Annotated in this window: 14 protein-coding genes and 1 tRNA gene; 10 read left to right on the forward strand and 5 right to left on the reverse strand. The window is 70.1% G+C overall.

Going from position 1 to position 16768, the window contains the following annotated elements; translation table 11 throughout:
• Positions 1–74: 74 nt before the first annotated feature.
• The 5 genes from ACSUPT_RS14590 to rpmH are packed head-to-tail and all read right to left on the reverse strand — an operon-like array spanning position 75 to position 2679.
• Complete coding sequence (locus ACSUPT_RS14590; RefSeq protein WP_351966180.1) at positions 75–584, reverse strand: protein jag; 510 nt, start codon at positions 582–584, stop codon at positions 75–77.
• 14 nt (positions 585–598) lie between these two features.
• A complete protein-coding gene (gene yidC / locus ACSUPT_RS14595; RefSeq protein WP_361654265.1) occupies positions 599–1825 on the reverse strand; it encodes a membrane protein insertase YidC in 1227 nt (408 codons plus the stop codon).
• Positions 1826–1828: 3 nt separating this feature from the next.
• Positions 1829–2155: a membrane protein insertion efficiency factor YidD gene (gene yidD, locus ACSUPT_RS14600; protein ID WP_351966182.1), complete on the reverse strand. Its 327-nt coding sequence runs from the start codon at positions 2153–2155 to the stop codon at positions 1829–1831.
• Positions 2152–2523: a ribonuclease P protein component gene (rnpA, locus tag ACSUPT_RS14605; RefSeq protein WP_315876999.1), complete on the reverse strand. Its 372-nt coding sequence runs from the start codon at positions 2521–2523 to the stop codon at positions 2152–2154. The genes yidD and rnpA overlap by 4 nt, the downstream gene beginning before the upstream one ends.
• Before the next feature lie 18 nt (positions 2524–2541).
• Positions 2542–2679: a 50S ribosomal protein L34 gene (gene rpmH, locus ACSUPT_RS14610; protein ID WP_003956500.1), complete on the reverse strand. Its 138-nt coding sequence runs from the start codon at positions 2677–2679 to the stop codon at positions 2542–2544.
• Positions 2680–3041: 362 nt separating this feature from the next.
• On the opposite strand from rpmH, the gene dnaA reads away from it, so the two are divergent.
• The 10 genes from dnaA (at position 3042) to ACSUPT_RS14660 (ending at position 16592) form a co-directional block, all read left to right on the forward strand.
• On the forward strand, positions 3042–4904 hold the full coding sequence (gene dnaA, locus ACSUPT_RS14615; protein ID WP_351966183.1) for a chromosomal replication initiator protein DnaA: 1863 nt from the start codon (positions 3042–3044) through the stop codon (positions 4902–4904).
• A 1165-nt stretch (positions 4905–6069) separates the two neighbouring features.
• Complete coding sequence (gene dnaN / locus ACSUPT_RS14620; protein ID WP_351966468.1) at positions 6070–7200, forward strand: DNA polymerase III subunit beta; 1131 nt, start codon at positions 6070–6072, stop codon at positions 7198–7200.
• Between the two features lie 101 nt (positions 7201–7301).
• The gene (gene gnd, locus ACSUPT_RS14625; RefSeq protein WP_351966469.1) at positions 7302–8177 is read left to right on the forward strand and encodes a phosphogluconate dehydrogenase (NAD(+)-dependent, decarboxylating); all 876 of its coding nucleotides are present in this window, start codon (positions 7302–7304) and stop codon (positions 8175–8177) included.
• 32 nt (positions 8178–8209) lie between these two features.
• Entirely contained in the window at positions 8210–9349 is a 1140-nt protein-coding gene (gene recF / locus ACSUPT_RS14630; RefSeq protein WP_351966470.1) for a DNA replication/repair protein RecF, read from the forward strand.
• A complete protein-coding gene (locus ACSUPT_RS14635; protein ID WP_436944576.1) occupies positions 9346–9984 on the forward strand; it encodes a DciA family protein in 639 nt (212 codons plus the stop codon). The genes recF and ACSUPT_RS14635 overlap by 4 nt, the downstream gene beginning before the upstream one ends.
• A gap of 581 nt (positions 9985–10565) precedes the next feature.
• Entirely contained in the window at positions 10566–12650 is a 2085-nt protein-coding gene (gyrB, locus tag ACSUPT_RS14640) for a DNA topoisomerase (ATP-hydrolyzing) subunit B (RefSeq protein WP_351966549.1), read from the forward strand.
• A 41-nt stretch (positions 12651–12691) separates the two neighbouring features.
• Positions 12692–15343 (forward strand): DNA gyrase subunit A, encoded by a 2652-nt coding sequence (gyrA, locus tag ACSUPT_RS14645; RefSeq protein ID WP_351966472.1) that lies wholly within the window; start codon positions 12692–12694, stop codon positions 15341–15343.
• A 96-nt stretch (positions 15344–15439) separates the two neighbouring features.
• Positions 15440–16003, forward strand: coding sequence for a DUF3566 domain-containing protein (locus ACSUPT_RS14650; protein WP_351966473.1), 564 nt, complete (start codon positions 15440–15442; stop codon positions 16001–16003).
• Positions 16004–16061: 58 nt separating this feature from the next.
• Positions 16062–16135: transfer RNA gene (locus tag ACSUPT_RS14655), tRNA-Ile, on the forward strand.
• Between the two features lie 328 nt (positions 16136–16463).
• Complete coding sequence (locus tag ACSUPT_RS14660) at positions 16464–16592, forward strand: DLW-39 family protein (protein ID WP_010467770.1); 129 nt, start codon at positions 16464–16466, stop codon at positions 16590–16592.
• The last annotated feature ends 176 nt before the right edge of the window (positions 16593–16768 follow it).

The following is a 16768-nucleotide window of genomic DNA, read 5'->3' on the forward strand; positions in this document are numbered from 1 at the left end:
ACTGGGTGGCTGACTATCAGGCTGACAAAGATCGGCCCCGCCTGCGAACAGACGGGGCCGACACGACGAGGGGGTCAGGCGGGGAGCACGACGACGAAGCGCTGCGGCTCCTCGCCCTCGGACTCGCTGCGCAGGCCGGCGGCGGCGACCGCGTCGTGCACGACCTTGCGCTCGAAGGGGGTCATCGGATGGAGCTTCACGGGCTGGCCCGTGCTCTTGGCCTCGTCCGCGGCCTTGGCGCCGAGCTCGGTCAGCTCGGCGCGCTTCTTGGCGCGGAATCCGCCGATGTCCAGCATGAGCCGGCTGCGGTCGCCGGTCTCGCGGTGCACCGCGAGACGCGTGAGCTCCTGCAGCGCCTCCAGCACCTCACCGTCGCGTCCCACGAGCTTCTGCAGGTCGCGGCTGCCCGTGTCGCTGATGATGGAGACCGCGGCGCGGTCGCCCTCGACGTCCATGTCGATGTCGCCGTCGAGGTCGGCGATGTCGAGCAGACCCTCGAGGTAGTCAGCCGCGATCTCGCCCTCCTGCTCCAGGCGGGTCAGGGTGTCGCCACCCTGGGCGGCGGACGTGGTGCCTTCCGTCACGGATGGTCTCCTTCTTACTTCTTCGACGACGGGTGCTTGGGCCGCTGCGGGCCCTTGCGCTGTCCGGACTTGGTCTGGCGGGTGGAGCCGGTCTTGCCCGACGGGGACTGCTCGGGCTTCGTCAGGTCCGCCTTCTTCTCCAGCGAGGGCTTGGCGGCGGGCTGCGCGGCGGCGGCCTGGCGCTTGGCCTTCGGCTGGCGCTTGGGCTGCTGGCGGCGCACGGCCGCGGCCTCCGCCTCGGCCTCGGCCGGGTCGACCTTCCGCACGGTGCCGTCGGCCTGGGCGGCGAAGCCGGCCTTGCTGAGGCTGCCGATGAAGCGGCGCTCGTTGTCGTTGCGGTCCGGGCCCTTGGCGACGATCGTCTGGACGACGTTGCGCTTGCGGCGGCCGCGCACCTCGCCGTGGTGCGTGATGCTCTTCAGCAGCCGGTCGAGGTAGTGCTCCTGGGCCTTGCTGCCGGGCGTCGGGTTCTGGTTGATGACGTACATCTGCTGGCCCATGGTCCACACGTTGGTGGTCAGCCAGTAGACGAGGACGCCGACGGGGAAGTTGATGCCCATCACGGCGAAGATGACCGGGAAGATGTACATCAGCATCTTCTGCTGCTGCATGTACGGGGTCTTCACCGTCAGGTCGACGTTCTTCTGCATCAGCTGGCGCTGGGTGAAGAACTGCGACGCCGACATCATCACGATCATGATCGCGGTGACGATACGGACGTCGCCCAGGGAGGCGTTGAGCGCCTCGACCGTGCCGGGCTCGTCCATGAACTTGGCGGCGATCGGGGCACCGAAGATGTGCGCCTCGCGGGCGCTGTCGACCAGCTGCTGGTTGAGGCTGCCGATCGTGTCACCCGACGCGATCTTGCTGAGCACGTGGTACAGCGCGAAGAAGAACGGTGACTGCAGAAGGATGGGGAGGCACGAGGAGAGCGGGTTGGTACCCGTCTCCTTGTACAGCTTCATCATCTCTTCCGACTGGCGCTGCCGGTCGTTCTTGTAGCGCTCCTGGATCGCCTTCATCTTCGGCTGGAGCGCCTGCATGTTCCGCATCGACTTGATCTGCTTCACGAAGAGCGGGATCAGGCAGATGCGGATGACGATCACCAGGGACACGATGGACAGACCCCAGGCCCAGCCCGTGTCAGGCCCGAAGATCGCACCGTACAGCTTGTGGAACTGGACGATGATCCACGAGACAGGTCCGGTGATGAAGCTGAACAGATTTCCAATCGTGTCCACTAATCAGGCTCCTTGAGCATTGGGCGAGGTCTCTGCGGCCGGGCTCGCCCCGTCGGAGCGCCCGCCCTTGTCACCGCGCAGGCGTGCGCGCAGCAGTTCGTGCCAGCGGGGGCGCTTGCGCGGCGGCACGTGGTCCACTCCGCCGGGCGACCAGGGGTTGCAGCGCAGGATGCGCCAGGCGGTGAGGGCCGTGCCCTTGAGGGCGCCGTGCCGGTCGATCGCGGTGTATCCGTAATGGGAGCACGACGGGTAGTACCTGCAGACGGGGCCCAGGAGTGGGCTGATCGTCCACTGGTAGAGCTTGATCAGGGCCAGCAGCGGGTACTTCATCGCGCGCCCCCTCCCAGGAGCCGCTGGAGGGCGGCATCCAGGTCTCGGGCCAGCTGTGCATGGTCGGCGTCGCCCGCGCCGGGCAGCGCTCGTACTACCACCAGGCTACCGGGGGGCAGTACGGCGAGCCGCTCCCGCATCAGGTGCCGCAGTCTGCGCTTCACCTGGTTGCGGACGACGGCGCCGCCGACGGCCTTGCTGACGACGAAACCCGCACGCGTCGGGGGAGCGCTCTCCCCAGGCGCGTGCGGGTCCGTTGCACCGCTGCGTAGATGGACGACGAGGCTCGGGCGGCCTGCCCGGCGTCCTCGCCGTACCGCGGTCGCGAAGTCCTCGCGCCGCCTCAGCCGATTCTCGGAAGGCAGCACGTCATGACCTGGCCGCGATCAGGCGGACAGGCGGGCGCGACCCTTGCTGCGGCGGGACGCGAGGATCGCGCGGCCGGCACGCGTACGCATCCGCAGGCGGAAGCCGTGGGTCTTGGCGCGACGACGGTTGTTCGGCTGGAAGGTGCGCTTGCTCACTCGGGGGCTCCAGGATGAATTCGTGGGGTGGCGGGGCATCGCTTGGCTGTCACCGTGCGCCCACGAGTAGCTCGCAATACGCCCGAGTGCACCGCTACACGATCACATGAATGCGATCTTTGCCCATCGGAGGCAGGCGGCAGCAGCCATCGACAACTCGACCTGGTTACGGTACGCGCGGCTGCGCCATCCGGTCAAACCGGCAGGACAGCGGCCCCCGCTATGCACAGCCTGTGGACAACAACTTGAACCGCGCGAGCAGGCACGACTACCGTGACTGAACTCGGATTCCTTTCCTGCCTGTCCTTCCCATCCCGTCCCAAGAAGCGCACATTCGCGGGACCTGTGAGAGAGCGTGCCCCGTGGCTGACGTACCTGCTGATCTTGCCGCAGTGTGGCCACGAGTGCTGGATCAGCTCCTCGGCGAAGGCCAGCAGGGCATCGAGCCCAAGGACAAGCAGTGGATCGAGCGGTGCCAACCGCTCGCGCTGGTGGCCGACACCGCGCTGCTCGCCGTCCCCAACGAATGGGGCAAGCGGGTCCTCGAGGGCCGGCTGGCCCCGCTGATCAGCGACACCCTCAGCCGCGAGTGCGGCCGGCCCATCCGGATCGCGATCACCGTCGACGACTCGGCGGGCGACCAGTCCCCGCCGCCGGCCGCGTCCGAGCGGCACCAGCAGGACCGCCCCCGCTACGACGACCGCGGCGGCCAGGGCTACGACGACCGCGGCCAGGGCGAGGCGTACGACGCGTACGGGCGGCCCATGGCCGACGACGGGCTGCCGACCGTGCGCCCCGCCTACCCCGACTACCAGCAGCAGCGCCCGGAGCCCGGCGCCTGGCCGCGCAGCCAGGAGGACCTGTCCTGGCAGCAGCCGCGCCTCGGCGGGTTCCAGGACCGCGACCCGTACGCGACGGCGCGGCCGCAGCAGCCGCACCGCGACTACGGCGCACCGCAGGGCCCCGACCACGGCGGCTACGACTCCCAGCGCGCCGAGCGTCGCGAGCTTCCCGACGAGCGGGACCGGCACCGGCCGGGCGGCCCGGGCACCGGCGGAGCCGGTCCGATGAGCGGTCCCGGTGGACCAGGCGGCCCCGGCGGTCCCGGCTCCATGACGGGGCCGGGCTCCATGGGCGGCGCGGGCGGCACGGGCCAGGGCGGCTCCGGCGGTCCGGGCGCCCCGGGGGAGCAGCACGCGCGGCTGAACCCGAAGTACCTCTTCGACACGTTCGTCATCGGCTCGTCCAACCGCTTCGCCCACGCGGCGGCGGTCGCGGTCGCCGAGGCGCCGGCTAAGGCGTACAACCCCCTCTTCATCTACGGGGAGTCGGGGCTCGGCAAGACGCATCTGCTGCACGCCATCGGGCACTACGCGCGCAACCTCTATCCGGGGACGCGGGTGCGGTACGTGAGCTCGGAGGAGTTCACCAACGAGTTCATCAACTCCATCCGCGACGGCAAGGGCGACACGTTCCGCAAGCGCTACCGCGACGTGGACATCCTGCTCGTGGACGACATCCAGTTCCTGGCGAGCAAGGAGTCGACGCAGGAGGAGTTCTTCCACACCTTCAACACCCTCCACAACGCCAACAAGCAGATCGTGCTGTCGTCCGACCGGCCGCCGAAGCAGCTGATGACGCTGGAGGACCGGCTGCGCAACCGCTTCGAGTGGGGTCTCACCACGGACGTCCAGCCGCCGGAGCTGGAGACCCGTATCGCGATCCTGCGGAAGAAGGCCGTGCAGGAGCAGCTCAACGCCCCGCCGGAGGTGCTGGAGTTCATCGCCTCGCGGATCTCGCGGAACATCCGCGAACTGGAGGGCGCGCTGATCCGGGTGACGGCGTTCGCGAGCCTCAACCGGCAGCCGGTGGACCTGGTGCTCACCGAGAGCGTGCTGAAGGACCTGATCCCCGGTGGGGAGGACACAGCACCGGAGATCACCGCGGGCGCCATCATGGCGGCCACGGCCGACTACTTCGGGCTGAGCGTCGAGGACCTGTGCGGATCGTCGCGCAGCCGGGTGCTGGTGACGGCCCGGCAGATCGCGATGTACCTGTGCCGCGAGCTGACCGACCTGTCGCTGCCGAAGATCGGCGCGCAGTTCGGCGGCCGGGACCACACGACGGTCATGCACGCCGACCGCAAGATCCGCGCTCTGATGGCGGAGCGGCGCTCCATCTACAACCAGGTGACGGAGCTGACGAACCGCATCAAGAACGGCTGACGGTAGCGTACGGCGCTTCGAGGGCGTCCCGGAACGGCTTCCGGGGCGCCCTTCGCCGTCTCCGGTGGATCCGGGGCGTGGACGCCGGCTCAGAGGGGGAGCGGGAGTCGGGCGCAGGCGCTCAGCGGGACTGGAACGCGGCGCCGGAGCCGGGTGCCGGCCCGGAGCCGGGCACAGGTCCGGAGCCAGGCACAGGTCCGGAGCCAGGCGCAGGCGCGGGGCCGGGCGCAGGCGCGGGGCCGGGCGCAGGCGCGGAGTGGGAGCCGGACGAAGCCATGGCCGGGTACCTGCCTCGCCCCGGAAGGACGCCCCCCGCCCCGCCGTGGGGAGTCTGTTTCAGGGCCGGATGGAGCAGTCCACCGGTGTGGATACGGCCGACGCCCGCGCCGGGGCTGTTCGAATAGCTGTGCCGGTCACGCCGTTCTCCACAGATCGGGGACTGATCCACCGTCCACAGGCTGGGGACTGGGAAGTTATCCGAACCCCGTCCACAGACACCCTGGGTGCGAGACGATCTTCCCAGGTCACCGTCTTGTGGAATTGTGGCCGAACGATCTCCACAGGCTGTGGACAGTCTCGTTGTCCACAGCCTGTGATCAACGTTGTCCACCGGCGGCCCACAGGCACGGGCCGGTGATCCACAGCTTCTCCACACCGCTGTCCACTGTTCGGCAACGGAACGGCGCCTGTCACCTGGACGAGTGAAAGCCGTCACACAAAGATGCCGGGTTGGGCTGTGGGGAACGTGGGTAAAACTGGGGACAGCGCTGGGGAGAAGTGCGCCCTGCCTGTGCATGGGGTGTGTGTAACTTCGCGGCGTCCACAGCGGACCCCGGTTATCCACTGTCGCCACCCACAGGGCCGGTGGACAAAATTCGGGCTGTGACCTGCGTGGACGGGGTTATCCACGGTTTCCACAAGCCCTACTACTACCCCCACACAGAGTTAGCTCGGAATCCGCTTCGAAGCAGGGCCTGTGCACAACTCGGCGCCGGAGCTCCGGCCGCGGGCCGTCCCGACTTGACCCCGAGCCGCACCGAGTGTCGGCGGCGTACGTCAGACTGGTCACCGGCATCCGCTGCGAGCCGCTGCGGCGGTGGACGCACCGGATGCCGGACGAGGAAGGCCAGCAGGGCGAGCCAGCAACAGCAGGAGGCGGCTTACGGTGAAGATCCGGGTGGAGCGCGATGTACTCGCGGAGGCGGTGGCCTGGGTGGCCCGCAGCCTCCCGGCCCGTCCGCCCGCGCCCGTGCTCGCGGGCCTTCTGCTGAAGGCCGAGGACGGCGCGCTGAGCTTCTCCAGCTTCGACTACGAGGTCTCCGCGCGGGTCTCGGTCGAGGCCGAGGTCGAGGAGGACGGCACGGTCCTGGTGTCCGGGCGGCTGCTCGCCGACATCTGCCGCGCCCTCCCCAACCGGCCGGTGGAGATTTCCACAGACGGTGTACGGGCGACGGTGGTCTGCGGCTCGTCCCGCTTCACGCTGCACACCCTGCCTGTGGAGGAGTACCCGGCGCTGCCGCAGATGCCGACCGCGACGGGCACGGTCTCCGGCGAGGTCTTCGCCTCCGCCGCCGCGCAGGTCGCCATCGCCGCGGGCCGCGACGACACGCTGCCGGTCCTGACCGGTGTGCGCATCGAAATCGAGGGCGACCGGGTCACGCTCGCCTCCACCGACCGCTACCGCTTCGCGGTCCGCGAGTTCCTGTGGAAGCCGGAGTCCCCCGACGCCCAGGCCGTCGCCCTGGTGCCGGCCAAGACGCTGCTGGACACCGCCAAGGCGCTCACCAGCGGTGACACGGTCACCCTGGCGCTGGCCGGCTCCGGTGCCGGCGAGGGCCTGATCGGTTTCGAGGGCGCCGGCCGCCGCACCACGACGCGGCTGCTCGAAGGCGACCTGCCGAAGTACCGCACGCTCTTCCCGACGGAGTTCAACTCGGTCGCCACGATCGAGACGGCCCCGTTCGTCGAGGCCGTGAAGCGCGTCGCCCTGGTCGCCGAGCGGAACACGCCGGTGCGCCTCAGCTTCGAGCAGGGCGTGCTCATCCTGGAGGCCGGTTCCAGCGACGACGCACAGGCTGTGGAGCGCGTCGACGCGCACCTGGAGGGCGACGACATCTCGATCGCCTTCAACCCGACCTTCCTGCTCGACGGCCTCAGCGCCATCGACGCGCCGGTCGCCCAGCTGTCCTTCACCACGTCCACCAAGCCCGCGCTGCTGAACGGCAAGCCGGCCGTGGACGCGGAGGCGGACGAGGCCTACAAGTACCTGATCATGCCGGTTCGTCTCAGCGGCTGAGCGGGTGCCGACTGAGCGGCCGACCCCACAGGTGTGCACCCGTGTCCGGGCGTAGTCTCGGACGCGGGTACGAACCGCACACAACGCGTAAGGAAGATCTGATGGAGCTCGGTCTCATCGGCCTCGGCAAGATGGGCGGCAACATGCGCGAGCGCATCCGCCGCGCGGGCCACACCGTCGTCGGGTACGACCGCAACCCGGACCTCGCCGATGTCCACAGCCTCGAGGAGCTTGTGGACAGCCTGAAGGGCCCGCGCGTGGTGTGGGTCATGGTCCCGGCCGGTGAAGCCACCCAGTCGACCATCGACCAGCTCGCCGAGCTGCTCTCCCCCGGCGATGTCGTCGTGGACGGCGGGAACTCGCGCTGGACGGACGACGAGAGGCACGCCGAGGAGCTGGCCGCCAAGGGCATCGGCTTCGTCGACTGCGGCGTCTCGGGTGGCGTGTGGGGCCTGGAGAACGGCTACGCCCTCATGTACGGCGGCGACGCCGAGAACGTCGCCAAGGTGCAGCCGATCTTCGACGCGCTGAAGCCGGAGGGCGAGTTCGGCTCCGTCCACGCGGGCAAGGTCGGCGCGGGCCACTTCGCGAAGATGGTCCACAACGGCATCGAGTACGCGATGATGCAGGCTTTCGCCGAGGGCTGGGAGCTGCTGGAGGCCGTGGACTCCGTCACGGACGTCCGCGAGGTCTTCCGCTCCTGGCAGGAGGGCACGGTCATCCGCTCCTGGCTGCTCGACCTCGCCGTCCGCGCGCTGGACGACGACGAGCACCTGGAGAAGCTGCGCGGGTACGCCGCGGACTCCGGTGAGGGCCGCTGGACGGTCGAGGCCGCCATCGACAACGCCGTCCCGCTGCCCGCGATCACCGCGTCGCTGTTCGCGCGGTTCGCGTCCCGCCAGGACGACTCGCCGCAGATGAAGATGATCGCCGCCCTGCGCAACCAGTTCGGCGGACACGCGGTCGAGAACAAGTAACACGCTCAGCCGGGAGAGGTCGGCGCACACCCATGCACGTCACGCATCTGTCGCTGGCCGACTTCCGCTCATACGCCCGGGCCGAGGTCCCGCTCGACCCGGGCGTCAGCGTGTTCGTGGGCGCCAACGGCCAGGGCAAGACCAACCTGGTCGAGGCGGTCGGCTATCTCGCGACGCTCGGCAGCCACCGGGTGTCCTCCGACGCGCCCCTCGTCCGGATCGGCGCCCAGCGGGCCGTGATCCGGGCGGCCGTGCGGCAGGGCGAGCGGCAGCAGCTCGTGGAGCTCGAACTCAACCCGGGCCGTGCCAACCGGGCCAGGATCAACAGGTCCTCGCAGGTCAGGCCCCGCGACGTGCTGGGGATCATACGGACCGTGCTGTTCGCGCCCGAGGACCTCGCCCTGGTGAAGGGCGACCCCGGCGAGCGGCGCAGGTTCCTCGACGAGCTGATCACCGCCCGTTCACCGCGCATGGCGGGCGTGCGCTCCGACTACGACCGCGTCCTCAAACAGCGCAACACCCTGCTGAAGAGCGCCGCCATGGCCCGGCGCCACGGCGGCCGCTCCATGGACCTGTCCACCCTGGACGTGTGGGACCAGCACCTCGCGCGGGTCGGCGCCGAACTGCTCGCCCAGCGCCTCGACCTCGTCGCCACCCTGCAGCCGCTGGCCGTGAAGGCGTACGAGCAGCTCGCCCCCGGCGGCGGCCCGGTCGCCCTGGAGTACCGCGGCTCGGCGGGCGGCGACCCGAAGGAGGCGCGGGGACCGGCCGGCCGGGAGGAGCTGTACGAACGGCTGCTCGCCGCGCTCGCCGACGTGCGCAAGCAGGAGATCGAGCGGGGCGTCACCCTCGTCGGGCCGCACCGCGACGACCTCGGCCTGATGCTGGGGCAGATGCCGGCGAAGGGGTACGCGAGCCACGGCGAGTCCTGGTCGTACGCGCTGGCGCTGCGGCTCGCCTCGTACGACCTGCTGCGCGCGGAGGGCAACGAACCGGTGCTGGTGCTGGACGACGTGTTCGCCGAGCTGGACGCCCGGCGGCGGGAGCGGCTGGCGGAGCTGGTCGCGCCGGGAGAGCAGGTGCTGGTCACGGCGGCGGTGGACGACGATGTGCCCGGCGTGCTGTCGGGGACGCGGTACGCGGTGTCGGAAGGGGCGGTGGAGCGCGTATGAGCACGTATCAGCCAGGTTTCCCGTCGCACCCCTATGCGCACTCGCCCGCGCAGCCCGCCCCGCAGCCGCACTCCCCGTCGCCCGCGGCGGCCCCTCGGCAGCCGGGTCCCGTCGCCGCCCCGGCACCCGAGCCGTCGGGCGTCGACCTCGCGCGCGTGGCGCTGCGCGCCGCCAAGGAGCAGGCGAAGGCGAAGGGCGCCGCCGCCCAGCAGAAGAAGCAGGCGCGGCGCGGCGGAGGGCTGCGTTCCGGTGCCCGCGCGGACGGGCGCGACCCGCTGCCGCTGGGCGCGGCGATCACCCGGCTGATCACCGAGCGCGGCTGGGAGACCCCGGCGGCGGTCGGCGGCGTCATGGGGCGGTGGCCGCAGATCGTCGGCGAGGACCTGGCCAAGCACTGCGTACCGCTGCGGTACGACGAGGACCCCGACGAGCGCGTCCTCACCGTCCAGTGCGACTCCACGGCGTGGGCGACCCAGCTGCGGCTGCTCGCGCCCCGGCTGGTGGCCCGGCTCAACGAGGACCTGGGGCACGGAACCGTACGGCACATCCGGGTGCTCGGGCCCGGCGGGCCGCGTCGCGGGTACGGTCCGCTGCGCGCGCCCGGCAGCACCGGAGCCGGCGACACCTACGGCTGACGCCCGGGCCGGTCCGCCCGCCCCGGCCGCGCCCCGACGGCTGTCCGGCCGTCGGCCGCACCCTCCGCTCACCCCGCGCCGCCCCCCGGAATGCGCTCCTCCGCATGCCGTCAACAGAGGCGGAGCCTGACATCCGCAGGGGCGGAACCAGCCATACCGCGGGGCCCGTGCCGCCCCGGAACGGCGCGGATCCGACCGTACGGCGGCGTCCCCGCGCGCGCCCCCGGCGGCCGCCGGGGTTTCCACAGGTCGCCCGAACGCTGTGAACACCGCTGTGACCTGCTGCGTAGTGAAGGACAGGGGTGCGGCGCGAGGGTCGCGGAAGGGCCGGGTCCGCGGCCGTCGGGAGTGGTAGCGGGTGGTTGACAGCCCGAAGCGCTGAGTGCCCGCGTGAGGCTCTTGGAGCCCCGTCCCGAATATGGGGAGTGGGCGGGCCCCGGTTCAGCTCGGCACATGCGCACTCAGGTACCGGCAAACCCCCATGAGTGTCAGCGCTACCGGTAGACTGGTAGGTAATCCCGCCCACTGCGGAACATGTCGAACGACGCAGCCACTCCGGGGCGGCCCGGAGGTGGCTCGCGCTGTGCCAGAAAGGGCGCTTCGTGGCCGATTCCGGCAACCCCAACGAGAACATTCCGTCCACTCCTGCCGGCGAGAACGGCGAGGGCCCGGCGCCGGGCTCCTCGGCGTACGACGCCAGCGCGATCACCGTCCTCGAGGGTTTGGACGCGGTCCGCAAGCGGCCTGGCATGTACATCGGCTCGACCGGTGAGCGTGGACTCCACCACATGGTCCAGGAGGTCGTCGACAACTCCGTCGACGAGGCCCTCGCCGGGTACGCGGACAAGATCGACGTGACGATCCTGGCCGACGGCGGCGTGCGCGTCGTGGACAACGGCCGAGGCATCCCCGTGGGCATCGTCCCCTCCGAGGGCAAGCCCGCCGTCGAGGTCGTCCTCACCGTCCTGCACGCGGGCGGCAAGTTCGGCGGCGGCGGCTACGCGGTCTCCGGCGGTCTGCACGGCGTGGGCGTCTCCGTGGTCAACGCGCTGTCGACGCGGGTCGCCGTCGAGGTGAAGACCGACGGCTACCGCTGGACGCAGGACTACAAGCTCGGTGTCCCCACCGCCCCCCTCGCCCGGCACGAGGCGACCGAGGAGACAGGGACGTCGGTCACCTTCTGGGCCGACCCGGACATCTTCGAGACCACCGACTACTCCTTCGAGACGCTGTCGCGGCGCTTCCAGGAGATGGCGTTCCTCAACAAGGGCCTGACGATCAGGCTCACCGACGAGCGCGAGTCGGCCAAGGCCACGATGAACGCCGACGACGCCGACGCCTCCGCCGAGGCCGTCGAGGAGCAGCCGGCCCGCTCGGTGACGTACCACTACGAAGGCGGCATCGTCGACTTCGTCACGTACCTCAACTCCCGCAAGGGCGAGCTGATCCACCCGACGGTCATCGCCGTCGAGGCCGAGGACAAGGAGCGGATGCTCTCGGTCGAGATCGCGATGCAGTGGAACTCGCAGTACACCGAGGGCGTGTACTCCTTCGCGAACACGATCCACACCCACGAGGGCGGTACGCACGAGGAGGGCTTCCGCGCGGCGCTGACCGGTCTCGTCAACCGCTACGCGCGCGACAAGAAGCTGCTGCGCGAGAAGGACGACAACCTCACGGGCGAGGACATCCGCGAGGGTCTGACCGCGATCATCTCTGTCAAGCTCAGCGAGCCCCAGTTCGAGGGCCAGACGAAGACCAAGCTGGGCAACACGGAGGCGAAGACCTTCGTGCAGAAGGTCGTCCACGAGCACCTGTCCGACTGGTTCGACCGCAACCCGAACGAGGCGGCGGACATCGTCCGCAAGGCCATCCAGGCCGCCACCGCGCGCGTCGCCGCCCGCAAGGCGCGCGACCTGACGCGCCGCAAGGGCCTGCTGGAGTCGGCGTCCCTGCCGGGCAAGCTGTCCGACTGCCAGTCGAACGACCCCACCAAGTGCGAGATCTTCATCGTCGAGGGTGACTCCGCCGGCGGTTCCGCCAAGTCCGGCCGCAACCCGATGTACCAGGCCATCCTGCCGATCCGCGGCAAGATCCTGAACGTCGAGAAGGCGCGGATCGACAAGATCCTGCAGAACACCGAGGTCCAGGCGCTGATCTCCGCCTTCGGCACTGGTGTCCACGAGGACTTCGACATCGAGAAGCTCCGCTATCACAAGATCATCCTGATGGCGGACGCCGACGTCGACGGCCAGCACATCAACACGCTGCTGCTGACGTTCCTCTTCCGCTTCATGCGCCCGCTCGTCGAGGCCGGCCACGTCTACCTGTCGCGCCCCCCGCTGTACAAGATCAAGTGGGGCCGGGACGACTTCGAGTACGCCTACTCGGACCGCGAGCGCGACGCGCTGGTCGAGCTCGGCAAGCAGAACGGCAAGCGCATCCGCGAGGACTCCATCCAGCGCTTCAAGGGCCTCGGCGAGATGAACGCCGAGGAGCTGCGCATCACCACCATGGACCAGGACCACCGGGTGCTCGGCCAGGTCACGCTGGACGACGCGGCCCAGGCCGACGACCTGTTCTCCGTGCTGATGGGTGAGGACGTGGAGGCGCGGCGCTCGTTCATCCAGCGCAACGCCAAGGACGTCCGCTTCCTCGACATCTGAGTCGGTCTCAGCTGACCGCACGAAAGGACTGAAGACCAGCAATGGCCGACGAGAACACTCCCGCCGCCGTCACGCCCGAAGAGGAGCCCGCCGTCCCCGGCGTGGGCCTGCGCGTCGAGCCCGTCGGGCTCGAGACGGAGATGCAGCGCTCGTACCTCGACTACGCGATGTCCGTCATCGTGTCGCGTGCGCTGCCCGACGTGCGGGACGGCCTCAAGCCCGTCCACCGGCGCGTCCTGTACGCCATGTACGACGGCGGCTACCGCCCCGAGAAGGGCTTCTACAAGTGCGCCCGCGTCGTCGGCGACGTCATGGGCACGTACCACCCGCACGGTGACACCTCCATCTACGACGCCCTGGTCCGCCTGGCCCAGCCGTGGTCGATGCGCATGCCGCTGGTGGACTCCAACGGCAACTTCGGCTCCCCGGGCAACGACCCGGCCGCCGCCATGCGGTACACCGAGTGCAAGATGGCGCCGCTGTCCATGGAGATGCTCCGGGACATCGACGAGGAGACCGTCGACTTCCAGGACAACTACGACGGCCGCAACCAGGAGCCGACGGTCCTCCCGTCGCGCTTTCCGAACCTGCTGGTCAACGGCTCGGCCGGCATCGCGGTCGGCATGGCGACCAACATCCCGCCGCACAACCTGCGCGAGGTTGCCGCCGGCGCCCAGTGGGCCCTGGAGCACCCCGAGGCCACCCACGAGGAGCTGCTCGACGCGCTCATCGAGCGCATCAAGGGCCCCGACTTCCCGACCGGCGCCCTCGTCGTCGGCCGCAAGGGCATCGAGGAGGCGTACCGCACGGGCCGCGGCTCGATCACGATGCGCGCGGTCGTCGAGGTCGAGGAGATCCAGAACCGGCAGTGCCTGGTCGTCACGGAGCTGCCCTACCAGGTCAACCCGGACAACCTCGCCCAGAAGATCGCCGACCTGGTGAAGGACGGCAAGATCGGCGGCATCGCCGACGTCCGCGACGAGACCAGCTCCCGTACGGGCCAGCGCCTGGTCATCGTCCTCAAGCGGGACGCGGTCGCGAAGGTCGTCCTCAACAACCTCTACAAGCACACCGACCTCCAGACCAACTTCGGCGCGAACATGCTCGCGCTGGTCGACGGCGTGCCGCGCACCCTCTCCCTCGACGCGTTCATCCGCCACTGGGTGACGCACCAGATCGAGGTCATCGTCCGCCGTACGCGCTTCCGCCTGCGCAAGGCCGAGGAGCGGGCCCACATCCTGCGCGGTCTGCTCAAGGCGCTCGACGCGATCGACGAGGTCATCGCCCTGATCCGGCGCAGCGACACGGTCGAGGTGGCGCGCGAGGGCCTGATGGGCCTGCTGGAGATCGACGAGATCCAGGCCAACGCCATCCTCGAGATGCAGCTGCGCCGCCTGGCCGCCCTGGAGCGCCAGAAGATCGTCGCCGAGCACGACGAGCTCCAGGCGAAGATCGACGACTACAACTCCATCCTCGCCTCCGAGTCCCGCCAGCGGCAGATCGTCAGCGAGGAGCTGGCGCAGCTGGTGGAGAAGTTCGGCGACGACCGGCGCACCCAGCTCGTCCCCTTCGACGGCGACATGTCCATGGAGGACCTGATCGCCGAGGAGGACATCGTCGTCACCATCACGCGCGGCGGCTATGTGAAGCGGACGAAGACCGACGACTACCGCTCGCAGAAGCGCGGCGGCAAGGGCGTGCGGGGCGCGAAGCTGAAGGAAGACGACATCGTCGACCACTTCTTCGTCTCCACCACCCACCACTGGCTGCTGTTCTTCACCAACAAGGGCCGGGTCTACCGGGCCAAGGCGTACGAGCTGCCCGACGCCGGCCGCGACGCCCGCGGCCAGCACGTGGCCAACCTGCTCGCCTTCCAGCCGGACGAGCAGATCGCCGAGATCCTGGCGATCCGCGACTACGAGGCGGCCCCGTACCTGATCCTGGCGACCAAGGCGGGTCTGGTGAAGAAGACCCCGCTGAAGGACTACGACTCGCCCCGCTCCGGCGGCGTCATCGCCATCAACCTGCGCGAGCGGGAGGACGGCAGCGACGACGAGCTGATCGGTGCCGAGCTGGCGTCCGCCGAGGACGACCTGCTGCTCATCAGCAAGAAGGCCCAGTCCATCCGCTTCACCGCGACGGACGAGGCGCTGCGCCCGATGGGCCGGGCCACGTCCGGTGTGAAGGGCATGAGCTTCCGCGAGGGCGACGAGCTGCTCTCGATGAACGTGGTCCGCCCGGGTACGTTCGTCTTCACGGCGACGGACGGCGGATACGCCAAGCGGACGGCTGTGGACGAGTACCGCGTGCAGGGTCGTGGCGGTCTCGGCATCAAGGCTGCGAAGATCGTGGAGGATCGCGGTTCGCTCGTCGGCGCGCTGGTGGTCGAGGAGGGTGACGAGATCCTCGCCATCACACTGTCCGGCGGTGTGATCCGCACGCGCGTCAGCGAAGTCAGGGAGACCGGCCGTGACACCATGGGCGTCCAGCTGATCAACCTGGGCAAGCGCGATGCCGTCGTGGGGATCGCGCGGAACGCCGAGGCGGGCGCCGAAGCCGAAGAGGTCCAGGAGACCGACGGGGCCGAGGGCACCGCCGCGGACGCGGAAGGGACCGAGGCCGCCGCCGGTACCGGCGCCGCGGTCGAGGCAGCCGAGGGCACGGAGCCCTCGGCCGGGGAGCACGAGGAGTAAAGCGTGAGCGGAGCCACGGGCGCCGGTTCGGCCGGCTCGGCCGCTTCGGGAAAGAACGGTGCCCGTGGCCCTGCCACGGACTCCCAGGGGGTTGCGGTGACCGACAGCCGGGGGGCTCGACCCCCGTACGAGACGTACGACGACGGCCCGCTCCCCCGTGAGCGGTCGGCCGCCCAGGCGGCCCAGCCGTACCACCCGCCGCAGGCGTACGCGGCCCAGGGCGCCCCCGGCGGCACCCAGGGCGGCGCCGCCGTGCGGCGGCCCCGCACGGGCGCCAAGACGACCCCGCGGACGCGCAAGGCGCGGCTGCGGGTCGCCAAGGCCGACCCGTGGTCCGTGATGAAGGTGAGCTTCCTGCTCTCCATCGCACTGGGCATCTGCACGGTCGTCGCGGCGGCCGTGCTGTGGATGGTCATGGACGCCATGGGCGTCTTCTCGACGGTCGGCGCGACGATCAGCGACGCGACCGGCTCGACGGAGAGCAACGGGTTCGACCTCCAGGCGTTCCTGTCGCTGCCGCGCGTCCTCATCTTCACGTCGGTGATCGCCGTGATTGACGTCGTGCTGGCCACCGCTCTGGCCACGCTGGGCGCCTTCATCTACAACCTGGCGGCCGGTTTCGTGGGCGGCGTGGAGCTCACCCTCGCCGAGGACGAGTAGCGATTTTGGCTGGAGCCGTCCTGTGCGCTAATCTTCAGAGGTCAGCGCGCAGCGCGGAGGGGCTATAGCTCAGTTGGTTAGAGCGCATCCCTGATAAGGATGAGGCCACAGGTTCAAATCCTGTTAGCCCCACAGAATCGAAGGCCCCGGTCGGAAGACCGGGGCCTTCGGCGTTTTCCGTGTCGCGGTCCGTCCGGGACACGCACGGACCGTCGCGGGTGTCCGGCGAGGGCACCCGCAACCGCGTCGGCGTCGCGTGGTCGCCTTGGCCCCGGTGCCCGCTCGTGGGCCCGTGCCGGCGCCGGGCCGGTGCGTCGGGGGGCCTGCGGGGGGCGTCGGGACGGTGGCGTAGGGACGGTGTCGTATTGTCGTAGGGAGATAGGTCACCGATTGATATCGGTCGGTGTGTATAGTCGGGCGCCATAAGGTCTCCTACGTCAACGAAAGACGAGGTCGCGCGGTGAAGAAGCTTCTCCTGGTCGCACTGGCCGCCATCGGCGGGCTCCTCGTGTACCGCCAGATCCAGGCGGATCGCGCCGAGCAGGATCTGTGGACGGAGGCGACCGACTCCGTGCCCGCAGGTTCGTGAGCGCGCCACTCGCATGAAGGGCCCCGCCGCTGGGAAGCGGCCGGGGCCCTTCTCCGTTTGCGGGGGCCGTTCCGGGCGACGGGACCGCCACCGTGCCGGGTGGCACGGGGCAAGGCGGGCCAATCGGGCGCCGTCGCAGACAGTTGTGGGGCGCGCGGGGCAGGATGGTGCGGCCA

Source organism: Streptomyces sp. SudanB25_2051, from assembly GCF_964272635.1.
Taxonomy (GTDB): Bacteria; Actinomycetota; Actinomycetes; order Streptomycetales; family Streptomycetaceae; genus Streptomyces.

Excerpts from the sequence above, each read along its gene's own strand:
- gnd (WP_351966469.1), top strand. The coding sequence starts at position 7,302 with ATGGAGCTCGGTCTCATCGGCCTCGGCAAGATGGGCGGCAACATGCGC.
- gyrA (WP_351966472.1), top strand. The coding sequence starts at position 12,692 with ATGGCCGACGAGAACACTCCCGCCGCCGTCACGCCCGAAGAGGAGCCC.
- ACSUPT_RS14635 (WP_436944576.1), top strand. The coding sequence starts at position 9,346 with ATGAGCACGTATCAGCCAGGTTTCCCGTCGCACCCCTATGCGCACTCG.
- yidD (WP_351966182.1), bottom strand. The coding sequence starts at position 2,155 with ATGAAGTACCCGCTGCTGGCCCTGATCAAGCTCTACCAGTGGACGATC.
- recF (WP_351966470.1), top strand. The coding sequence starts at position 8,210 with ATGCACGTCACGCATCTGTCGCTGGCCGACTTCCGCTCATACGCCCGG.